Raw genomic sequence first — 20,169 nt, forward strand, 5'->3', positions numbered from 1 at the left:
CAGAAGCTGAATGGCTCCTTCTAGTTAGGGACTTGCTTTTAATAATTTACTCTTGCTTGTAATGCTTCTTCATATCGAATCGATCGGGTATGTTTCATGGGCTATTATTTATTTGCGCCGATTCCAACTTAAAGCTTGATAAAATACCTGTCACATCTTCGTTCATCTTATTATATTGCTCTACAAGCTTGATCATCTCAGGATCCTCATGTCCGTAACCGTAAGAAAGCTCCGTGGGCAATGTTCTCACAACAACTAGACCATTCTGTTCCCCTAGCTTCTTCCATGGCCAGCCGTCCTTCATATCCTGAAGGTACTCCTTCCATTCCTCGCTCGTTACAGCCATTATAGAAAAGAATAGGGCTTGCGGCTCCACGTCTGACCGATGATTAATGTTAATGGTGTCGCCCGCTTGGTTCACGGAATATTGATTGCTCCAAGAGACTGGGAATTCGATTGTGAATAGAACCTGGAGATCTCCTTTCATCAGTTTGAACAATGGTGTTGAAGAAGAACTCCATCCAACAATTTTTCCGATGTTCATTCTTGTTAAAGGACTGTAATCCTCAATCGGATTGTTTGAGATATCAAGAGTTCCAATTTCTTTTATCCCTTCTAAGGAAGAAATATCGGTAATCCGATTGTCCGCTAAGTACAGCTCACCCGGGTGCAGGCCGGATAGTGGCTTTACATCCGAAATTTTGTTGCCGTTAAGCGAGACAATGGCAAGTACCCTACAGTTGTCTAGCGATTCGATATTTATTATTTGATTCTGATTAAGGGATAGGTTTGCTAACTTGTGATAAGAGGACATCGCCGGAATTTTGCTGATCCGATTGTTATCAGCTTTTACAATTTCCAAGTTTTTCAGTTTCGACAAAGGCTCAAGGTTTGTAATTTGATTGTCGTTTAATATGACCTCATTCAGACGGGTGAAACCGGACAGCACCTCAATATTGTGTATTTGATTCCCGCTTAGATCCAAGCTGATCATATTGGTTAGTCCACCGAGAGATGAAATATCGTCAATTTCATGGTTCTGCAGTTCTAAACCTTTTAATAACGATAGCTCTTCTAAGCCGTCAATCGATCTCAGTTTTCCATTCGTAATGGTCACAAACTCAAGATTTCTGGCATGTCTAATCCCTTGTATATCTCGAATAGGATGATCGATGATCGTTAAACTTTTGAGGTTAGGCAGCCATTTCAGATCATCTAAAACAGCAACTTCTCCTTGGGTTAGTTCAAGAGATGTTATGGTTTCCAGAGCTTCTCTTGACAATGGCCCAGAGGAGTGAAGCTGTTCTCGCAACTCAAGTTCCAGATGTTTGTCGACGAATACCATTCTTTTTTCTTCCGCAGGTTTCTCAGCTTGAATATGGGTTTGGGGTGCCTCCTCCTTCATGTCATAGCATCCTGTAGACAAAAGAGATAACACAATAACAGATAATAATACATAGCGCCTCTGCATAAATCCTCCTACTTAATACGGCTCGACTATCGGATAGCCGCTGACACTTCCATCAGAGTTCGTACCGTTCGTAGTTACCTTGAAACGAACTGTCGGCTTCGGAAGACCCTCAGGCCATGGAACAGGATTATTCATCAAAAACGAAGAGTATTTTGCCGCAGCCCCTTCTCCTGCCAGTGCTCTGTCCGTTCAATTAGTCTCAATAAATTCGTTCCTCGCTTACAGCTTTCATTTTCTGATGAAGCCTGCGCATAGAGTCGGATTGATAGAGGATTTGATTCCGCACCATCTCTGTTTACCCCCTTACTCTCCCGATTTCGTTCACTGATTCACGAATTCGACGAACTCCCCGTTAATCTTCACACGTATGGTAGTAGGTTTATTATCGGTAAAGGGAGGGGATGAGCTCTTGATATTGCCCAAATCCGCCTTAGCAAAACGTTCCTCGTCAAAATCAATTTTTTCAGACAGGAACATGTGCCATGATTCGCCCAACCATTTTTTCCAAAGGTCATTATATCGATCCGGTTGAAACTCCAATTCCTCTTGATCTTGTACCATTACAACGTCCTCCACCTGGCATTTCGGACAATACAACAATATAGGGATTTGTATCTTGTTGTCTCCAGGGTATAGAATGCCGTTCTCAATCAGCCCCAGGCCTACTCCTTCCGCACCGGCCACAAAGTCGATCTCTTTAGAGAAGGGGTACACTTTCCCGTTGTATGGAAAGAACGGTGGCTCCTCCTTTGCAGGAGGCAGTAACAACAATTCCTTGCAAGGCTCAGTATATTCGGCCAGCTCGTTCCCCCATGTTTTTCGTGTTACATCAATTAATTTATTCAGAGGCCCGATCTCCGTTGACGGTACTTGCTTGACATATCCGGTCTTTTTACCGAAAACCATGGGCTCATAATATTCGGTAATTTCATTGTCAGGAAACCCTATGACTCCCTGTAAAGCTCCTGTTCTTTTCGAATGAACGGGAGAAAACAAAAGCAAATTCGGATGCTTCTCATCCCTCGTAACAAAAATCGGATTATCCTGCATATATACTGCCTGGTTGGGTAGAGCAGCCGGGATGGATGTCTTGGTTAGCATAAAGTACAGTAATGGGAAGATCCGAAGACCGGATTTATAATCCACAAAATCCCCTTCCTCAGAAAACTGACCCAACCTTTCCAATGATTGTGTACATGAAAATTCCTTAGCTTTGGTTGGATTAACCGTAGATTCTATCATTTCATAGTTATACTCGGATGCGTCATAAATATATTTGTTCGTCACACTCGAGAATAGAACACCTTCCCGGTCCAGCTTCTCCACCTTCTCGGTGAAAAAAAATAGATGTTTTATCTTGTCTTCTCCAGTCTTCTCTAAAGTGAGAATGGTCTCGAACTCGGAGTGGTTTTGCCTAACTTGAATCTGTTGATCGTCCGTTGGCAAACATCCGCATATATCCGACATGGCCTCTTTTACCGTAGCAATCACTTTAGGCGGATGGGACTTTGTCTCGCCTTCTTGATTCTTACTTTGTTTGACCGATGGCTGCACACAACCTGAGAGGAAAATTACAGTTAAGATAAACACAATAAACAGTGCAATTTTACGTTTCACCTGAACCCCCGTATTTACGATATTGAAATTTCGTAGAATCGATTTATCGTTTTATACTTGTATCTATTCCGCTCACGACGTTTTTCATTTAATTTCTCAAGAGTGCCTGCGGACCATTCCCTGGATCATAAATTATAACTTCTCCCGATGAATCGTATCTAACGGCAATCATCCAATGGGCACCTCCATTTACCGCAAAAAGTACAGGATTACCTTGAGATGTCCATACATGTCTCAACGCTGGGATGCACGTACAGCATACTCTCCCGCTGCCGATTTGCCGCTTGCTTTAGCTCGTACCGAATCTGAAACAGATAATCCAAGTATTTCTTTTCCAGCTTCTTATTTTTTTCCAAATGACGTTTGACATTAGAGTTATATGTAACGATAGACATGATAACCGTCACCATCGTCATACCTACAGTAGATATTAATATGTAATGAGAGCGAATCATAAGGGATAAGAATATGGAGATTGACATCATAGCTAACGGCGGAATGAGAATTGTCATCCAGGAAAATACAGGCTTTTCGCTAGGTTTAGCCGGGTCCTCTAGCCTTAGCTCCCCTTGAGGATAATCTGGGACAAGCCGCGGAGTACGTTGAATTTCGGTGGCGAATTGGTTCATATTACTCCCCTCTCTAAATAGGATAATCAAAGTAATTAACCCTACTTCGACACATTAAAGGTAAAATCCTCCAACTATATATTTTCTTAATCTATGGTGTTAACACACATATTTTCCATGTCTGATGAATCGTCCGTTGTCCGCTAATTCAGATACTCAACTTATAATTAACTACACTTCTTTCAATCCCCATATGTAATCACATATCGCCCCCGGTCCTGAATATACTGATTATAAAACCTTTTCGAAGCCCGTACTTTTGCAGGATCATCCCGAAGCTCGGTTTTATCATCCGTTATTCAGGAGGTGCACCATGGAAAAGCCGCTCTTTATCGTCTCCCGCGAAGATTGGTCACTGCACCGTAAAGGATACCAAGACCAAACTAGGCATCAGCAAAAAGTGAAGGAAGCTGTAAAGCAAAATCTGCCCGATCTTGTCACGGATGAGAGCATTATCTTGTCGGACGGTCAACAGGTTGTCAAGGTGCCGATCCGCAGCTTGGATGAGTATCGTTTTCGCTTCAATTACAATAAGAGCAAGCATGTCGGTCAAGGCGACGGGGATAGTCAAGTGGGCGACGTCATTGGAATTGATCCCTCTGCAGGTCAGCAGGGACCTGGAAAAGGCGAAGGGGCGGGAGATCAGCCCGGCGAGGATTATGTCGAAGCTGAGGTGAACTTGGAGGAGCTTGAGGATATGCTCTTTGAGGAGCTTTCGCTGCCCAACCTGAAGCCGAAGGACAAAAAGGATTTTACAGCACAGCAAATCCGCTTTAACGATATCCGTAAAAAAGGGATTCAATCGAACATCGATAAGAAACGCACGATTCTCGAAAACCTGCGCCGCAATGCCAAAGAAGGCACTCCCGGCATCCACGGCATTACTCCAGATGACTTACGGTATAAGACTTGGGAAGAAATCCAAAAGCCCCACTCGAATGCGTTGATTCTGGCGATGATGGATACCTCGGGTTCCATGGGTCTCTTCGAAAAATATATCGCGCGCAGCTTTTTCTTTTGGATGACCCGCTTCCTGCGGCGGAAATACGAGCACGTGGAAATCGTCTTTATTGCCCATCACACGGAAGCCAAGGTCGTGCCGGAGGAGCAGTTCTTCACCAAAGGCGAAAGCGGCGGCACCATATGCTCCTCTGCGTATCAGAAGGCGCTGGAGCTGATCGATACCAAGTATTCGCCGGAGCAGTACAATATTTATCCGTTCCATTTCTCGGACGGCGATAATTTATCAAGCGACAATGAGAAATGCGTGAAGCTGATCGGCGAGCTGCTTAAGCGCTGCAACATGTTCGGCTACGGCGAAGTCAACCAATATAACCGCAGCTCGACACTTATGTCGGCGTACCGGAACATACAGGATCCAGCCTTCCTACACTGCGTGATTCGTGAAAAAGGCGAGGTATACAAGGCGCTGAAGACGTTCTTTTCCGACCGCGGCGTGGAAGGCGCGGGGGCGTAACTATATTGGCATGATGTGAACGACTCTAGCGGAAGCAAGCGCCCGCCGGAGTCTTTTTGCTGCTTGTGAGGGTTATTAGGAGCTCTGTTTTATTTCTTCAAATAAGTAAAAAGCCGCTGACGCAATGCGCCAACGGCCACTTACTCACCTCTAAAACTTCACCAGCGAATCCACATTCACCGGCATGCCGGTTTTCAACGAAATATTGCCCGCGATCCCGGTGAGGATCGACATCGCGCCATCCACCTCGGAAGCGGCACGGTTGAAAGGATCGTGTTCGCGCTCGTCGGCGAACAGATCCTTCAGCAGCAGCGGATCGCCGCCGCCATGGCCGCCCTCGCGTTCGATAATTTCCACATCGTACGGCTCGCCGAACATCGGATGAACCGTAATTTGCTTCTTCTTTAGCGCGCCCTCGTCCGCCTTGTTGCCGCCGGAGTTAATGTAGGAGCGTTCCACGACACGCATTTCGATGCGGCCCTTCGTTCCGTTGAACATCACCTGGAAGCCTTCCCACGGCTGGTAGCATACAAGCGAGTACGTCAAAATCGCATTGCTCTTATAACGAACCATCAATCCGATCGTATCCTCAATGGAGATGCCATCGCCGAAGACGCTTTGATCACGCTGATAGCCGTCCTCGTGCTCAGCCTCCAGATACATACGGCGGAGGTGGTCGTTGTCCTTCAATTGCACCGCAAACGGATCATCCTTCGCGTTCTCACTGTTATGCGCGCGCTGGTAGAACTTCGTCTCTCCGCGCTGCTCGGCATTTTCGCGTCCGTAGAACATCAAATCGCCAAACGCAAATACCGTCTTCGGCTGTGTGCCAAGCCAGAAGTTAACCAAATCGAAGTGATGCGTCGATTTGTGCACCAGCATCCCGCCGCTGTTGCGCTTGTCGCGGTGCCAACGACGGAAATAATCCGCTCCATGCTGCGTATTGAGCAGCCATTCAAAGTGAACGCTCGTCACTTTGCCAATGGTACCGCTTTCAATCAACTCGCGAATCTTGGTATTGTGCGGCGCATAACGGTAGTTGAAGGTTACACGAACCTGGCGTCCCGTACGTTTTTGCGCATCCAAAATTTCTTGGCATTTGTTTTCATCAACCGTCATCGGCTTCTCGGTGATTACATCGCAGCCAAGCTCCATGGCGCGAATAATATAGGTGTGGTGCGTCCGGTCAACGGAGGTAACGATCACATAATCCGGCTTGATCGTCTCGATCATTTCGTCAAACCGCTCTGCCTTAAACGTAGGTATCTTGTTGTAGTCGTATTTGTCAACCAGAATGTCATTTGCATAATCCATGCGCGTCTGGTTTACATCGCAAAATGCTACAAGCTCCGCAGAATCACGGAAATCTCTTGCGATCGCGCCGTAAAAAAATTCAGCCCGCCCGCCTGTACCGACTAATGCATAGGTTTTCTTCGCCAATGGTATCGCCTCCTTGAGTGATACCTTAATCCTAGTGCAAGATTGTAAGAGAAACCATAATATTTTTGCTGAATTAAACTCATAATTGAATATTCTTGCTATAATAATGATATCTACAGTTGATACGGGAACGCGGGAGGCGATCTAAATGCAGGAGCCATTTTTCATTGAACGCGTGGCGCGCACAGGGTATTTTGCTATGGATGAAAACCACATGCATGCGGGTTATGAGCTTTATTACCTGCTATCCGGGGAACGGGAATATTTTATCCAGGACAAAACGTACCGCATTCAGGCCGGCGACCTCGTTTTCATCAACAAATACGACCTCCATAAAACACTGGATACCGGTGTGCCCCAGCATGAGCGGATTCTCATCAATTTTACAAAAAGCTTCCTCGGCGGCCTCGACGCTTCAGAGCTCGACCTGCTTTTTTCCTCTTTCCAAAACAAAAACCGGGTGCTCCGTACAGCGCCAGAAGAACGTAAGCTGGTGGAACGGCTGTTGGAACAGATGCTTGCCGAACAGCGATCCGATCTTCGAGGCACCCGTTTATATACAAGAACCCTGCTCGCCCAGCTCCTTCTCTGCTCTGCACGCATGTTTGAAACAAGATTGGAAGCTCCTTACACCGCTCCTAGCCCTAAGCATGAAAAGATTTCGGAGGTTATCACCTACATTCATGGGCAATATATGGAGCCGCTCACCTTGGAAGAGATTGCAGGCCGTTTTTATATGAGTCCGTTTCATCTCAGCCGCGCGTTTAAGCAGGTCACCGGCTTCAATTTCATTGAATTTTTGACCAGCACCCGCATAAAAGAAGGGCAGCGTTTGCTGCGTAACACCAACATGCGCATTACGGATATTGCCGAGCAAACCGGCTTTAGCGATTCCTCACATTTTACCCGCGTGTTCAAACGCATTTGCGGGCTGACCCCGAAGGAATACCGGAATGAGCAAAGCAGGCAGCGCCTCCGAAAGCCTGCAGGACCCCAAATGTAAAGCGTTCTACCCTTATCAGGCATGGCGGACATCGGTGTCGGAAGCCTCGCTCATGCGTAAAAGCCCTGCTGGATAACGACCAGCAAGGCTTTGATTACATTTACAGCTCGTCGCAGTTCGCTCCTAATGAATATCCTCTCTCTTGTTAATATACAGCGAACCATCCTGTTTTACTTCGGCATAAAATACATCCTGAACGGACATAATCCCCTGCTTCTTTAGCTCCTGTTTCAGCCAATCTTCATTTACATGCAGCCGCGACAAATTCGTATAATTGATGCTTCCATCCGAAACGACCTCCGTAGCAATGGCTAAGCTTTGCGAAGGCGTCTGCAGCCCCAAATCGTTTTTCGTAACCGGAAGCTGCTGCTCCTTTTTCATCACTGAGAGCGAGCCATTCGTTTCAAAGATGGCATACTCAACATCGCTGATGCTGAACACATTTTTTAAGCGAAGCATCGCCTTTAGCGCATCGAGGTCTAGACGGGTTTTGCGCATCGCCTTCTCCATAATTTTACCATTTTTAATGACAATGACGGGTTCGCCATCCAGCACCTTCCGCGCAAGCTTTGATTTAATGTCCACGTAACCCATCAAAATTGTAAACAAGCTCCACGCTACCAGCGCCAGCATTCCGTTTGCTATGCTTATATCCGTGCTAATCGCCTGACTAGCCGCGATTGATCCGATCGCGACGGCTGAAATAAAATTAAAAAACGTCATTTGGCTGATTTCTTTCCGGCCCATAAACCTTGCCAAAATTAATAAAGTAAAGAACGTAAGCGTTAACCTCAAAACGATTTCCCAATTAATCCAGCCCATCCTTCACACATCCTTTTTTATCCTTTAGGATGTACTACTTTCCCGTCATTATTGATGGATAAAAAGATTTCCGAAACTCATAATAATGTCGGTGATTTTTCACCAAATACCATCAAAAAAGGATGAAAAAAGCAAATGATGAGAAATTGGGCTGCACATGAATTTTTGGAAACGAACGAGCTTCTCCGGAAGCTGACCGCCGACATCGAACTGCATGCACTCTGCGCCGAAATGACGACAGACCGCGACTTGAAGCACATGCTTCAACGCCACATTCAGCTTATGGATGCCACCTATCATCAAGCAGTGAACCTTCTTCGCAACAAAGGCATGGATGTGACCGCTTCTAGAGCGTATCAGCTTCACGCAGAGCACCATCCGCATGTCGGTTTCCAAAACCCGCACATGATCCCTGCGCCCAACACGAATGCAACCCGTTTAAACGACGTAACGATCGGCACCTTGATTTTGAATTCGCATAAAGCCGGAGCAATGTTCGGTATGTTATGGGCTAACGAATGCGTGGATCCGGATGTTCGCTCGCTGCATGTGACTAGTGCGAACAACTGCCAGCAAATGGCTTATGAAGTATTCCAGCTGATGAACCAGCGCGGTTTTTATGAGGTTCCGACGATGCCTGCCAACGATGTTCGTGCAATGACGCAAACGTTCCAGCCAGCCGCTCGGGTAACCGACCGCTACTACGGCGTTCACCATATCGTGTAGATCATGAAGAAGAACCCCCAATGTCATTCGCGACGTAGGGGGTTTGTTTGTTAGGATACAATGGCCAGATGTACAGTACTGCCAGCCGGAATCCTTTTTGTGGTAAAATGGATCATATATGCAAATTCATAGATGTTTTATAAAGGATGGCCAAAGCATGCTCCAGCTCAAAACGTATGTAGGTCGAAATGACGCCGTAATTAAAAATGATTGTGCGCTTCGCGGCATTCCCTATCCGCAGGATCGCGATCACTACCCGGAATTGCAGTACGTGGCCCTTGACGATCCGGATTTTATTAATCGATTAGGGGCCGACAAAGAGCAGCCATTCTTCTTAATGTATCTTGAAATGATCCACAACGGTACAGTCGTTATGGATTCAAGACATGCAGGCTTGGAGCTTTGGGCCGATCTGACAAGCGTTTTATATCAATGGCAGACGCGAGGTGCAGGCGAAGTATTACAAGGGAATGGACCGCATTATTTATCCTTAAAGACCTTGGACAGCGGCAGCCTGCTTCTGCAAATCGGCAGCCCTACCAAAGTGGATCCCTCACTCGTTCACCTACTGAAGTCCCTTCAAGCAGAAGCAGAAAGTGACGCCACTCCCTCACCTACTCTTCCCCCACAGTTTCAGGACGAAGAAGCTCTGCGCCATTTCTTATTTCCTAAACGCGAGCCCTTGCTTCATTATATCTTTCCTCAGGATGAATGGGTTAGGGCCGTTACCGAAGCGGGCATTCATTATTTTCAGCGAATGCTGGACGCCGGATTTTATGCCGACGGGTACGGCGAAGCCAGCTTGCGCTCCTTGTATGCAGTCAAAGGAGGAGCATCCGCTGCACCCTAGAAGAGCGAAAAGCAGCGAAGTATAGCTCACGCAGCGCCGCTGTCAAATTAAATGACAAGCCGCCGAGTGCCCCGGCGCTATTTCACGAAGCTCCGGTCTGCGCTGTGAGCAAATCTCTACAGCGACAGGACATCGCGTGTGGAAAGCACAGCCCACCGGTGGATTTGCCGGGCTTGGAATATCGCCCTTCAGCAAGATACGCTCCCGTTTCGCCTTCGGGTTTGGCACCGGCACCGCCGAGAGCAGCGACTTTGTATAGGGATGCTGGGGATTCGCATATAAAGAGGCTTTATCCGCCAGCTCAACGATCCGCCCCAAGTACATTACCCCGACGCGCGTGCTGATATGCTTGACGACACTTAGATCGTGGGCGATAAAAAGATAGGTTAGAGCGAGCTCCTCCTGAAGATCCTGCATGAGATTCAGCACCTGTGCCTGCACCGAAACATCCAATGCCGACACCGGCTCGTCGGCGACGATCACTTTTGGCCGCAGCATTAAAGCGCGGGCAATGCCAATGCGCTGCCTTTGCCCGCCGCTGAATTCATGCGGATACCGGTCTGCGAAGGCAGCTCGCAGCCCGACCTTCTCGAGCATCATAAGCATGCGCTCCTCCCGCTCCTGCGGCGTGAACAGTCCATGGATCAATAGCGGCTCCTTCACAATATCCCGTACCGTCTTTCTCCCGTTCAGGGAAGCGTACGGATCCTGGAAAATCATTTGCAGTTCCCTGCGATAGGGCTTCAGCCGGCCTTGATTGAGCTTGGTCAGATCGGTGCCGAGGTACAGCACCTCGCCGTCCGTCGGCTTCGCCAGCTGAAGCAAGGTCCGGCCGAGCGTAGACTTACCGCAGCCCGACTCGCCCACCAGTCCCAGTGTCTCTCCTTCGCGCAGCACGAAGCTGACATCGTCGACCGCTTTAACGTAACCGGCCGTTCGCTGGAGTACGCCCCGCTTGATCGGATAGTAGGATTTTAGCCCTTTGACCTCGATGAGCTCATTCATACCCTTCCACACCTCCTTCCGCGTAGAGCCAACAAGCAGCTGCATGCTCTTCCGCGATCTGCACTGTCGGCGGCTCCTGCTCAAAGCAATGAGGCAGCGCCTTGTCACAGCGCGGGGCAAACCGGCATCCCTTCGGCATATCATCCGGCAGCGGAACGGTCCCGGGAATCGCCTGCAGGCGATTCCGTTCACCAAGCAGTGTCGGCATGGCTCCCAGCAGCCCCTGCGTATAAGGATGCTTCGGCTGCTCGAACAGCGCATCGACCGTCGCCTCCTCCACAGCGACCCCGGCATACATGACGACGACCCGGTCGCACACTTCCGCCACAACACCGAGATCATGCGTAATCAGGACGACTGCTGCATTAGATTCCCGCTGCATCGTTTTCATCAAATCCAGAATTTGGGCCTGCACCGTTACGTCGAGTGCCGTCGTCGGTTCGTCCGCGATGAGAAGCTTCGGCTCCAGCAGCATCGCCATCGCAATCATGACCCGCTGACGCATCCCGCCGGAAAGCTGATGCGGGTATTCCCGCATGACCTGCTCGACCCGCGGAATGCCGACCTTATGAAGCATATTGATCGCCCTTGCGGCAGCATCCTTTTTGCTAACTGCTTCATGCTCGCGAATCAATTCAACCAGCTGATAGCCGACAGTAAGAACCGGATTCAAGGATGTCATCGGATCCTGAAAAATCATCGCCATCTCTTTCCCGCGAAGCTGCCGATACTCCTCTTCCGATAATCCGCTTAATGATTTGCCGCCGAAGCGGACAACGCTGGATTGGCCGAGACGGCTCGCTCCCTTTGGAAGCAAGCCCATGACGGCGAGCGAGGTTACGCTCTTACCGCAGCCGGATTCCCCGACGATCCCCAGCATCTCGCCCGCTTCGACCGCAAAGCTCACGCCGCACACCGTGGGCACATACGTCCCTTCTTTCCGAAACGACACCTCTAATCCACGAACCTCCAACACATTTCCCATCGTTAGGCGTCCTTCCGTGCCGCCAAATCTTTCATGAAGAGAACGACTTTCCAATCAACGAAGCCCTTCGCCTGTATGCGCTCATCAAAATTTTCGATCAGCTGGAATGTGTTTAGCGCGTCCAGCACCTCTTCTTCCGTCGGTGATGAACCCCCAAGGTAGCCCAAACGCCGCAAATATTCCACGATCTCCGCTCTGTTCTCGCCCTCGACCGCAACGATGTCCTCCGGCTTCGAACGGTAAAAGTAAAGCTGATGCAAGCCAAAAATACGTACCAGCTCCCGCACCGGCTCCTTGTGATCGTCAACGCGCAAATCGATAAAACGGTCGGTCGCCCCGCCATATCCTCCTTTGTCCTTCACGACAAGCAGCGCAGCCGATTGCTTGCCCCGGCTATCCCCGCCTGCATCGTCCCCAGCCTTCAGCGCCAGCAGGAGCCTTGTTGCCAAATCACCGGTACCGTCCCGAAATGCCGCCGCCATCGCTTCGACCACATCTCCGCCGGTCAAAATATTGCCCTGGACCGCGAAGTTTGGACCGGCAATACCCCCAGCCCATGCGTGGCAATCACTGCCCGTGTAAGTCGCCGAGCTTCCGTTTCGGTCCACGAAGCCTGCTTGGCGAACCTCGCGTCCCTCATCCTGCGCGACCAAAAGCTGCATCGTCTCCTCCGCGCTTCTACCTTCGGCCATAAACTCCAGCCCCTTCGCCCCATACACCGGGTTGGCCCACGATTGCGTGGCAACCGCCCCGACTCCGGCCTTCGCCCATGGAACAACGGCGCCGACGGACAAAAATTTGGATGCGACAGCTACGCCGTGTTCACCGGTTTCCGGATCATAGCCGACGATCGAAAACGTATTAACACACCCATTTGATTGGTTTTGCAAGGCTCTATACTTCATTGCCATCAACTCCTTCAGGATTTTATTTTTGGATCCAATGCGTCCCGCAGTCCGTCTCCGATTAAATTAATCGCCAGCACAATCAAAAAAATCGCTAGTCCCGGCAGTATGCTGACATGCGGGGCGGAACGAATAAATTTCTGCCCTTGGCTCAGCATGACGCCCCATTCCGCCATCGGCGGCTGCGCACCGAGTCCGAGGAAGCTCATCCCCGCGGCAGCAAGAATCATCCAGCCGACATCTAGGCTCGCCGCGACGATAAGTGACGGAAAACAGTTCGGCAGCACGTGCCGGAATAAAATGTGCATCGATCCGGCGCCCAACGCTTGCTCCGCCAGAATAAATTCCTTGCTGCGCAAGCCAAGCGCCTCTCCTCTGACGATGCGGGCGTAATACGGAATGCCGACGATGCTAATGGCAATCATCGTGTTCATTAGGCCTGGACCCAGCGCCGCAATAATGGCAATGGCCAGTAAGACGTATGGGAATGCCATCAGCACGTCCATACTTCTCATAATGACCGTATCGAATGCCTTCTGATAGTATCCGGCCACAACCCCAAACACCGTGCCAAATAGTATCGAGATTCCTACAGCCGCAAAACCGACTAAGATGGAAACGCGTCCGCCCCAGATCAAGCGGCTCAACAGATCCCGGCCGACCTCATCGGTGCCGAGCAAATGTCCCTCGCTTCCTATCGGCTGTAAACGGTTGGACAGATTTACTTCGTTAGGGTCGGCGATCGGCAGCAGCGGCGCCAAGGCTGTAATTAGCAATAACATGCTGAGCATGGCAAGTCCGATTACAGCCGCCTTATCACTGCTAAACTTCTTCCAAGCCAGTCGCCAGGGGGACAGCCCCCCGCCACGGCCCATACCTGTTTCCGGCGATGCCGATTCGGCAGCGACAACCGGTTCCATGGCAGTCACACTCCCTACTTATATGAAATCCGTGGATCAAACACTGCATAAAGCACGTCTACAATCAGATTCACTAACACGTAAGCCGTTGCGACGAATAAAATAATACCCTGCACCAGCGGGAAGTCCCGCGCCAAAATCCCATTCACCATCAGCTGTCCGATTCCCGGCCATGCAAAAACCATCTCAACCAGCACCGCTCCCGCCAACAAATACCCGAGCTGCATGCCGATGACCGTTAGCACCGGAATAAAGGCATTCTTCAGCGCGTGAATAAGCACGATCCGCTTTTCGCGCAGTCCTTTCGCAGCCGCTGTGCGAATATAGTCCTGGCCCATAACTTCCAGCATGCTTGAGCGGGTCATCCTTGCAATAACCGCACCTGCGCCGGCCGACAGAGCAATCGTCGGCAGTACAAGATGCTTTATTAGATCGGCGGCCCCGCTTCCGCCGGTCGAGTACATCCCCGAAATCGGCAGCCAGCCTAGCTTCAGACCAAATACAATTTGCAAAATAACACCGAGCCAGAACACCGGCAGGCAAAAGCCGATCAGCACAAGCAGCATCAAGCCGCGATCCAGCAGCGAATGCTTACGGACCGCCGAGACCACCCCGGCCCCTACACCAACGACCGCTGCCAAGGCAATGCTTGAAACGGCCAACAGCAGCGTAGCCGAAAAGCGATTCGCCACAAGCGGCAGCACCTCCATTTTCATCTGAATGGAGCGCCCCCAATCCCCTTGAAACATGTTGAGCATCCATGCTGCGTATTGCTCCACTAAAGGCCGGTCCAAGCCAAGCTGCGCTCTCATCTGCGCAATGGATGCCTCCGTCGCCTTCGGTCCAAGAATAATGGTCGCCGGATCCCCCGGCGACAAATGCATAATCGAAAACACTAATATCGTAACGCCCAGCCATACCGGAATTAGTCCGACGAGCCGTCTTCCGATATACGTAACCATAGGTTTGCCTCCCTTCTAGCCGGCTTGAGGTTCAAAAAAGGAGGGAAGAGCATCCCCTTCCCCCCTCACTCCTACACCTTTAGTCCACAGCTGCGTTCGCGAACCGGAACACACCGGTCGGATGAAGCTTAAAGTTCTTCAGTCGCGCAGAGGTTGCGATAATTTGCTTCTCGTGATCCACCACGATCCAAGGAGCGTCCGCCATAATCAGCTTCTGAGCCTCTTCGTACATCTTTGTGCGCTCCCCTTTATCCTTCGTCGTTCTTGCCTTAGCAAGCAGCTCGTCAACCGCAGCATTTTTATAGTAGGAGTCATTAAACCCGGCCGTCGGCCATTGCGCTCCGCTGAACAGGATGTATAGGAAGTTGTCCGGATCTCCGTTATCGCCAATCCAGGACATTTGATGCATATCCATATCGTTCTGATCCGCCGGCGCAAAAACCTTATCCAAATATGCGCCCCATTCCAGCGTTTGAATGTTCACCTTCACGCCAATCTTCTGCAGGTCGGACTGGATGGCGACCGCCATCGCCTGCGGCTGCTGCATGCCCGAGCCAGATTCCGGAACCCAGTACGTCACTTCAAAGCCATTCGGATATCCGGCTTCCGTCAGCAGTGCTTTTGCTTTCTCGGCGTTATATTCGTAGTTCTTCACCTTTGGGTTGTGTCCCCAAACGGTAGGCGGAAGCGGCGTATTGGCCAGTTCTCCCGTTCCCTTCAATATCCCGTCTACGATTGCTTCCTTGTTAATCGCATAATTCACTGCTTGACGCACCTTGACGTTATCGAAAGGCGCCTTTTGCGTATTAAATGCCGTCCACCATACATGCATGCCCGCCTGCTCGATAACTTGCAGGCTTTTGTTTGCGCGAAGCGCCTCCAGATCATCCGGCGGAATGTTGACGATCACATCGATCGTTCCCGCCTCCAGCTCCGCAAGCCGGGTTTGGGCTTCCGTAATCGGCTTGAACACAAGCTTGTCGATCTTCGGCGCGTCCTTGAAATACGACTCGTTTTTCTCCAATACAATTTCGACGCCGGGGTTCCAGCTGACAAACTTATAAGGTCCCGTTCCGACTGGATTCTTCGTAAAGTCCGCCCCGTACTTTTCAACGGCTGCCGGACTTACCACGCTCGCCGCGTGCATCGCCATATTGCCGAGGAACGGTGCGAACGGCTCCTTGAGCTTCATTTTAACTGTCGTTTCGTCCACCGCTTCGATCGTTTCAATCGGACTGAACGTAAACTCCGCATAAGCATATGTTCCGGTATTATGGTACGGATGCTTCGGATCGCGCTGCCGGTCGATACTAAATTTGACCGCCTCGGCGTTTACCGGCGTTCCATCATGAAACTTGACACCTTTCCGGAGGTAAAACGTATACGTTAGACCATCATCCGAAACATCCCATTTTTCCGCCAAATCCGGTTCAATTTCGGTGCTTTCCTCTTTAAACTGAACCAATTGATCGTACAGATCCATCGCCGCCCGGCTGGAATTGTAATCCGAAATTTGATGCGCATCCAGCGAAGTCGGCTCCGCTTCGAGCCCAATCACAATGGATTTCTCCTTGACACCGTCCGTCGTATTGCCCGCAGCATTGTCGTTCGTACATCCCGCCAACACGCTTGACCCCATCAAAACTGCAGCTACTAGAAGTGCTCCTATCCTCTTCATCTCTCTACCTCCCCTGCGTTTGATAATTATTATAAGAATATTTTAAAAATTGAATTTATACGGAGCTTCACAGTTTTTATATCCAGATGATAAAAATAACGGGGAAGCAAAAGAAGCGTGCATAGCGTCAATACCACACCAAAGCCAAGAAACACCGCAAGAAGCGGCACGCCTAATCTGTAGCTGACTCCCGCCAGCGCGAATGCCAAAACAACTATCACAATCCGCAGCGGCTTTCGTTCGGCGTAAGACTGCTCCCACGCCCGTCCGAGCTCGATACCGGCACTGAGCATCAAGCCGCCCAATACAGGCAGCAGCACAATTTTGCCTTCCTGCCGGGCCAGCATTGCACTCAGCATCCGATTCGGATCCGGGAGCGACATATAATTTACCGCGACAACCGTCATTGTCGAGAACGCCAGCACCACGGTCGCCCACAGCAGCGCTCCCGCAGCCAAGCCTCTCAGCCGCTGTTCCGCTGTACCTTCGGCATGAATGCGTTCGGCCGTGAGCCGAAGCTTAGAGAAGAAGATCAGCGTCATCAGCGCGTAGAAGGGCCAGGCCCCATCTTGGTCGATATGTAAGTATCGCGGATAGTAATGGAGCAGGTTATGGTATACCGTCTCAAGTCCTTTCTGAAGATAAACATAGCTTGGCAAAATAATCGCCGCTCCCAAGATCAGCAGCGCGTGCAGCAGAATCACACGTTCTCTTTGCTTTCTCCACACTAGCCCCAGCCCAAGCACTCCTGCGGCAAACACCGTGAGGAAGACAATCGGCGCTGGCGTAACAGCTATTGATGTATTCGTCAATAAAATCAAAACAATCAAAGGTATGCACATCGACTCCAGCACAGCGATTTGTGCCGCCAAGCGCATCAGCAGCGAGGGACTCTTGGTTTGCTTGGGTTTGTAGAGAAAGAAGGGGATCGCCAACAAGAAGCCTGTAAAAAAAGCCCCTGCAATCAAAAAGCCTGCAAGGGCGCCATACGAATATACCGATTGTCCCGCGACAAACAGCAATCCGGTGGACAGCCAGCCGGATAGGAGTGCACCAAGCTGTGGAGGCTGCTGGACCATTTTCACATTTGCGGATGGCGACACAGAGGGGTTCATCGGGCCACCCCCATATTGCGAAAATCTTTAGGGGACAGCTCTGTATGCTTCTTGAATGCGCTGCTCAGGTGATGCTGGCTGCTAAAGCCGCACTCTTCGGCAATTCGCTGAATACTCCACTGCCTCTGCTTCACGAGCATGTGCTTAGCCATTTCGATTCGGCGCTGCAGTAAAAATTCCGAAAACGACATGCCGACCTCTTCGCTGAACAAGCGGCTGAGATAGTTCGGGTTAATATGCAGCTCAGCCGCTACAGAGGCCAATTTCAGATTATCATGATAGTGAAGCTTTATTTTCTCAATCGCCTTTTCCACAATGCCGGACTTCATGCCGTATTCCGGATGTTCCTGCACGTACGCAGTGAGGACAGACAGCATTTCTCGACTGATAATCGGCTTAACCAAGTAATCGTAAACCTTTAATTGAATCGACTGCCGCGCATAACTAAAATCCTGAAACGCTGTCGTCACGATGAAATTCATTGCCGGCATGCGTTCCTTTAGCAGCGCCGCAACCTCCAGCCCATTTCGACCCGGAAGCTTTATATCGATAAAGCCTAACTGAAAGCTTTCCCCATTCAAACCCCATTCGTCCGCCAAATCGATCGCTTCCCTCCCCGTTTGGGCTTGAACAACCGTCCATGTCGGATAATTTTCATGGATCATCATCTGCAGCTGGTCCCGTTCAATCGGTTCGTCGTCAAGCACAAGCACTTTCATTGTTGTTCCCCTCCCTTTGCGTGCTGTTAGGCCAAACCACCGTAACAGCTCCCCCTGGCGCTCCCGCTTCGTTTCCAATCGCAATTGAAGCTTGTGAGCCAAATAAAAGCGACAACCGGCGCTCAATATTTCGAAGTCCTACCTCCGAACCCCCCTCTCCCGCAAACGGGTCCTTCAGGAAGCCGGGACCATTATCCTTCACATAGAGAAAAATGCGATCCTCCAAAAGCCGACCGATATTTATCGAAAGCTTCGCCTGCTCCTCCGTCATTTCCAAACCATGCTTAAAAGCGTTCTCCACCAAGGTTTGCAGCAAGTATGGGATGACCAGCGCTTCTTCCACCCCATTTTCCACCTTCCACTCCACGGACAAGCGCTCTCCAAAACGAAGCTGCTGGATTGTCAAATAATGCATCGTATATTCGATTTCTTTCGAAAGCGGGTACAGCGGTTCCTTATCCATATATTTCGAGCGTAAGTAGAGGGCCAAATGCTCAAACGATTCCGAGAGCCGTTCGTACTGCCGGAGACGCACGAGTCCAAGCAGCGAATTAAGAGCATTAAACAAGAAATGAGGCTGAATTTGCTGGCTTAACTGGAGGTATCGGCTAATCTCCAAATCCTTCTCCAGCTTCACCTGTCTGTTCTCCATTTCCAGCACATAAACACGTTTCTCATTCGAATTGTAGAAAATTAGCACCAAAAAACCGATAACTGGCCCTAAAATGCTGACTAATATAAGCAAAAAGAAGCTTTCATAGGAGATCATCCCAACCCCTCCTTAGTACGTCATTTATATGTAACTATAAATGACATTATAGTGAGGTAGCAGGACAATATTCAATAAATATTTTAAAAAAACACCCTATTTGTTAAATTTATATTTATAAACTCTCTTTCTTGCCTTCAATGAATATTTAATGTTAATATACCTAACACAATACACTGCATTGGAGGGAATCCATGAACAACCCAATTCTCACAAGCATATGCACCTGCCCCATACAGCCTGGGTTTCAATTGGAAACGGAAAACTATCACCAAATCCATAACACCTATCTTGGATTCCCTCATCTACTGTATCAATTTACCGTCTGCGGACATACCAATAGGCTGCACGTTGTCCCCGACGGCTGCATTGATATTTTGTTCAGCTTTCAACCGTCTAAGCCTATCGTCGAAGTTTGCGGGACGGTTCTTAAAGGTGAAATGATTACTTTCAAGGCCAACGCCGTATATTTTGGTGTTCGTTTATCGGCATCGCAAAGCATAAATATCCCCTTCCTTCCCTTTCGGGAGATCATAAATAAGCGGATTCCCTTGAACGATATATTAAAAAATCAAGATAATCTCCCTGAACTCCTCGCAGAAAAATCAAGCTTCACCGAACGGGTTTCGATCATCGAATCGAAATTGATTCCAATCCTGTTTGGATCAGAATCGGCATCCCCCTACAAACTTATTTCAAAACAGGTCCAACGAATCTATCGAGCAAACGGCAATATTTCTGTGGATCACTTAGCGGAAGAAACAGGCTACTCGCCTCGCCATTTCAGGAAACTGTTCGAGCAGGTCGTCGGAATCTCTCCGAAGCTGTTTTGCCGCATCATCCGGTTTCAGCAGGCTTTACATGTGCTGATGAATCAGCCGGCCACACTCCTCGAAATTGTGTCGGAGTTCGGCTATTACGACCAGTCGCATTTTGTGAAAGAAATGAAGCAATTCAGCCTGCTAACCCCTCTCCAAATCAAAAACCTAAACACCGCTTTTACGGGCCCCTTCCCTCTGCAGCCGACCGATTATGGCGAAACAAAAACGCCCACCCATTTATGAGTGAGGCGTTTG

At 49.5% G+C, this 20,169-nt stretch carries 19 protein-coding genes; 5 read left to right on the forward strand and 14 right to left on the reverse strand.

Translation table 11 applies throughout. From position 1 onward, the window contains the following. Positions 1-94: 94 nt before the first annotated feature. From GQS10_RS10910 to GQS10_RS10920, 3 genes are all read right to left on the reverse strand, one after another. Complete coding sequence (locus GQS10_RS10910; RefSeq protein ID WP_166241974.1) at positions 95-1,405, reverse strand: leucine-rich repeat domain-containing protein; 1,311 nt, start codon at positions 1,403-1,405, stop codon at positions 95-97. 387 nt (positions 1,406-1,792) lie between these two features. Continuing rightward, positions 1,793-3,088 (reverse strand): hypothetical protein, encoded by a 1,296-nt coding sequence (locus GQS10_RS10915; RefSeq protein WP_166241976.1) that lies wholly within the window; start codon positions 3,086-3,088, stop codon positions 1,793-1,795. 209 nt (positions 3,089-3,297) lie between these two features. Continuing rightward, a complete protein-coding gene (locus GQS10_RS10920) occupies positions 3,298-3,717 on the reverse strand; it encodes a hypothetical protein (RefSeq protein ID WP_166241978.1) in 420 nt (139 codons plus the stop codon). A gap of 313 nt (positions 3,718-4,030) precedes the next feature. On the opposite strand from GQS10_RS10920, the gene yhbH reads away from it, so the two are divergent. Next, positions 4,031-5,194 (forward strand): sporulation protein YhbH, encoded by a 1,164-nt coding sequence (gene yhbH, locus GQS10_RS10925; RefSeq protein WP_166241980.1) that lies wholly within the window; start codon positions 4,031-4,033, stop codon positions 5,192-5,194. Between the two features lie 150 nt (positions 5,195-5,344). Here yhbH and GQS10_RS10930 read toward each other — a convergent pair whose 3' ends face one another. Continuing rightward, on the reverse strand, positions 5,345-6,634 hold the full coding sequence (locus GQS10_RS10930; protein WP_207952231.1) for a Gfo/Idh/MocA family oxidoreductase: 1,290 nt from the start codon (positions 6,632-6,634) through the stop codon (positions 5,345-5,347). A 148-nt stretch (positions 6,635-6,782) separates the two neighbouring features. On the opposite strand from GQS10_RS10930, the gene GQS10_RS10935 reads away from it, so the two are divergent. Further along, positions 6,783-7,637 (forward strand): AraC family transcriptional regulator, encoded by an 855-nt coding sequence (locus tag GQS10_RS10935; protein WP_166241982.1) that lies wholly within the window; start codon positions 6,783-6,785, stop codon positions 7,635-7,637. A gap of 123 nt (positions 7,638-7,760) precedes the next feature. Here GQS10_RS10935 and GQS10_RS10940 read toward each other — a convergent pair whose 3' ends face one another. After that, positions 7,761-8,459 carry a DUF421 domain-containing protein gene (locus GQS10_RS10940; protein ID WP_166241984.1) on the reverse strand — a complete coding sequence of 233 codons (699 nt, stop codon included), beginning with the start codon at positions 8,457-8,459 and terminating at the stop codon, positions 7,761-7,763. 135 nt (positions 8,460-8,594) lie between these two features. Between GQS10_RS10940 and GQS10_RS10945 the strand changes: the two genes are divergently transcribed. Beyond that, positions 8,595-9,185: a spore coat protein gene (locus tag GQS10_RS10945; RefSeq protein ID WP_243735106.1), complete on the forward strand. Its 591-nt coding sequence runs from the start codon at positions 8,595-8,597 to the stop codon at positions 9,183-9,185. Between the two features lie 157 nt (positions 9,186-9,342). Beyond that, positions 9,343-10,035, forward strand: a complete 693-nt coding sequence (locus GQS10_RS10950; RefSeq protein ID WP_166241986.1) for a hypothetical protein — start codon at positions 9,343-9,345, stop codon at positions 10,033-10,035. 42 nt (positions 10,036-10,077) lie between these two features. On the opposite strand, the gene GQS10_RS10955 is transcribed toward GQS10_RS10950, so the two are convergent. From GQS10_RS10955 to GQS10_RS10995, 9 genes are all read right to left on the reverse strand, one after another. Beyond that, positions 10,078-11,040, reverse strand: a complete 963-nt coding sequence (locus tag GQS10_RS10955) for an ABC transporter ATP-binding protein (RefSeq protein WP_166241989.1) — start codon at positions 11,038-11,040, stop codon at positions 10,078-10,080. Further along, on the reverse strand, positions 11,033-12,025 hold the full coding sequence (locus tag GQS10_RS10960) for an ABC transporter ATP-binding protein (RefSeq protein ID WP_166241992.1): 993 nt from the start codon (positions 12,023-12,025) through the stop codon (positions 11,033-11,035). Before GQS10_RS10960 ends, GQS10_RS10955 begins: the two co-directional genes overlap by 8 nt. Before the next feature lie 2 nt (positions 12,026-12,027). After that, on the reverse strand, positions 12,028-12,930 hold the full coding sequence (locus GQS10_RS10965; protein WP_166241994.1) for a DUF1028 domain-containing protein: 903 nt from the start codon (positions 12,928-12,930) through the stop codon (positions 12,028-12,030). 14 nt (positions 12,931-12,944) lie between these two features. Beyond that, complete coding sequence (locus tag GQS10_RS10970) at positions 12,945-13,850, reverse strand: ABC transporter permease (RefSeq protein WP_243735107.1); 906 nt, start codon at positions 13,848-13,850, stop codon at positions 12,945-12,947. A gap of 14 nt (positions 13,851-13,864) precedes the next feature. Continuing rightward, positions 13,865-14,812: an ABC transporter permease gene (locus tag GQS10_RS10975; protein ID WP_166241996.1), complete on the reverse strand. Its 948-nt coding sequence runs from the start codon at positions 14,810-14,812 to the stop codon at positions 13,865-13,867. 79 nt (positions 14,813-14,891) lie between these two features. After that, complete coding sequence (locus GQS10_RS10980; protein WP_166241998.1) at positions 14,892-16,490, reverse strand: ABC transporter substrate-binding protein; 1,599 nt, start codon at positions 16,488-16,490, stop codon at positions 14,892-14,894. Positions 16,491-16,519: 29 nt separating this feature from the next. Next, complete coding sequence (locus tag GQS10_RS10985; RefSeq protein ID WP_166241999.1) at positions 16,520-17,605, reverse strand: hypothetical protein; 1,086 nt, start codon at positions 17,603-17,605, stop codon at positions 16,520-16,522. Continuing rightward, positions 17,602-18,324, reverse strand: a complete 723-nt coding sequence (locus GQS10_RS10990; RefSeq protein WP_166242002.1) for a response regulator transcription factor — start codon at positions 18,322-18,324, stop codon at positions 17,602-17,604. The genes GQS10_RS10985 and GQS10_RS10990 overlap by 4 nt, the downstream gene beginning before the upstream one ends. Then, positions 18,305-19,093 carry a sensor histidine kinase gene (locus tag GQS10_RS10995; RefSeq protein WP_166242004.1) on the reverse strand — a complete coding sequence of 263 codons (789 nt, stop codon included), beginning with the start codon at positions 19,091-19,093 and terminating at the stop codon, positions 18,305-18,307. The genes GQS10_RS10990 and GQS10_RS10995 overlap by 20 nt, the downstream gene beginning before the upstream one ends. Positions 19,094-19,287: 194 nt before the next feature. Between GQS10_RS10995 and GQS10_RS11000 the strand changes: the two genes are divergently transcribed. Next, positions 19,288-20,157 carry a helix-turn-helix domain-containing protein gene (locus GQS10_RS11000; protein ID WP_166242006.1) on the forward strand — a complete coding sequence of 290 codons (870 nt, stop codon included), beginning with the start codon at positions 19,288-19,290 and terminating at the stop codon, positions 20,155-20,157. The last annotated feature ends 12 nt before the right edge of the window (positions 20,158-20,169 follow it).

Source organism: Paenibacillus turpanensis (assembly GCF_011421635.1).
Classification (GTDB): domain Bacteria; phylum Bacillota; class Bacilli; order Paenibacillales; family YIM-B00363; genus Paenibacillus_AK; species Paenibacillus_AK turpanensis.

What these genes read in the sequence shown, in the direction of transcription:
- GQS10_RS10910 (WP_166241974.1), bottom strand. Translation starts at nt 1,405, where the DNA reads ATGAAGGAGGAGGCACCCCAAACCCATATTCAAGCTGAGAAACCTGCG.
- GQS10_RS10920 (WP_166241978.1), bottom strand. Translation starts at nt 3,717, where the DNA reads ATGAACCAATTCGCCACCGAAATTCAACGTACTCCGCGGCTTGTCCCA.
- yhbH (WP_166241980.1), top strand. Translation starts at nt 4,031, where the DNA reads ATGGAAAAGCCGCTCTTTATCGTCTCCCGCGAAGATTGGTCACTGCAC.
- GQS10_RS10935 (WP_166241982.1), top strand. Translation starts at nt 6,783, where the DNA reads ATGCAGGAGCCATTTTTCATTGAACGCGTGGCGCGCACAGGGTATTTT.
- GQS10_RS10940 (WP_166241984.1), bottom strand. Translation starts at nt 8,459, where the DNA reads ATGGGCTGGATTAATTGGGAAATCGTTTTGAGGTTAACGCTTACGTTC.
- GQS10_RS10945 (WP_243735106.1), top strand. Translation starts at nt 8,595, where the DNA reads ATGATGAGAAATTGGGCTGCACATGAATTTTTGGAAACGAACGAGCTT.
- GQS10_RS10950 (WP_166241986.1), top strand. Translation starts at nt 9,343, where the DNA reads ATGCTCCAGCTCAAAACGTATGTAGGTCGAAATGACGCCGTAATTAAA.
- GQS10_RS10955 (WP_166241989.1), bottom strand. Translation starts at nt 11,040, where the DNA reads ATGAATGAGCTCATCGAGGTCAAAGGGCTAAAATCCTACTATCCGATC.
- GQS10_RS10960 (WP_166241992.1), bottom strand. Translation starts at nt 12,025, where the DNA reads ATGGGAAATGTGTTGGAGGTTCGTGGATTAGAGGTGTCGTTTCGGAAA.
- GQS10_RS10965 (WP_166241994.1), bottom strand. Translation starts at nt 12,930, where the DNA reads ATGAAGTATAGAGCCTTGCAAAACCAATCAAATGGGTGTGTTAATACG.
- GQS10_RS10970 (WP_243735107.1), bottom strand. Translation starts at nt 13,850, where the DNA reads ATGGAACCGGTTGTCGCTGCCGAATCGGCATCGCCGGAAACAGGTATG.
- GQS10_RS10975 (WP_166241996.1), bottom strand. Translation starts at nt 14,812, where the DNA reads ATGGTTACGTATATCGGAAGACGGCTCGTCGGACTAATTCCGGTATGG.
- GQS10_RS10980 (WP_166241998.1), bottom strand. Translation starts at nt 16,490, where the DNA reads ATGAAGAGGATAGGAGCACTTCTAGTAGCTGCAGTTTTGATGGGGTCA.
- GQS10_RS10985 (WP_166241999.1), bottom strand. Translation starts at nt 17,605, where the DNA reads ATGAACCCCTCTGTGTCGCCATCCGCAAATGTGAAAATGGTCCAGCAG.
- GQS10_RS10990 (WP_166242002.1), bottom strand. Translation starts at nt 18,324, where the DNA reads ATGAAAGTGCTTGTGCTTGACGACGAACCGATTGAACGGGACCAGCTG.
- GQS10_RS10995 (WP_166242004.1), bottom strand. Translation starts at nt 19,093, where the DNA reads ATGATCTCCTATGAAAGCTTCTTTTTGCTTATATTAGTCAGCATTTTA.
- GQS10_RS11000 (WP_166242006.1), top strand. Translation starts at nt 19,288, where the DNA reads ATGAACAACCCAATTCTCACAAGCATATGCACCTGCCCCATACAGCCT.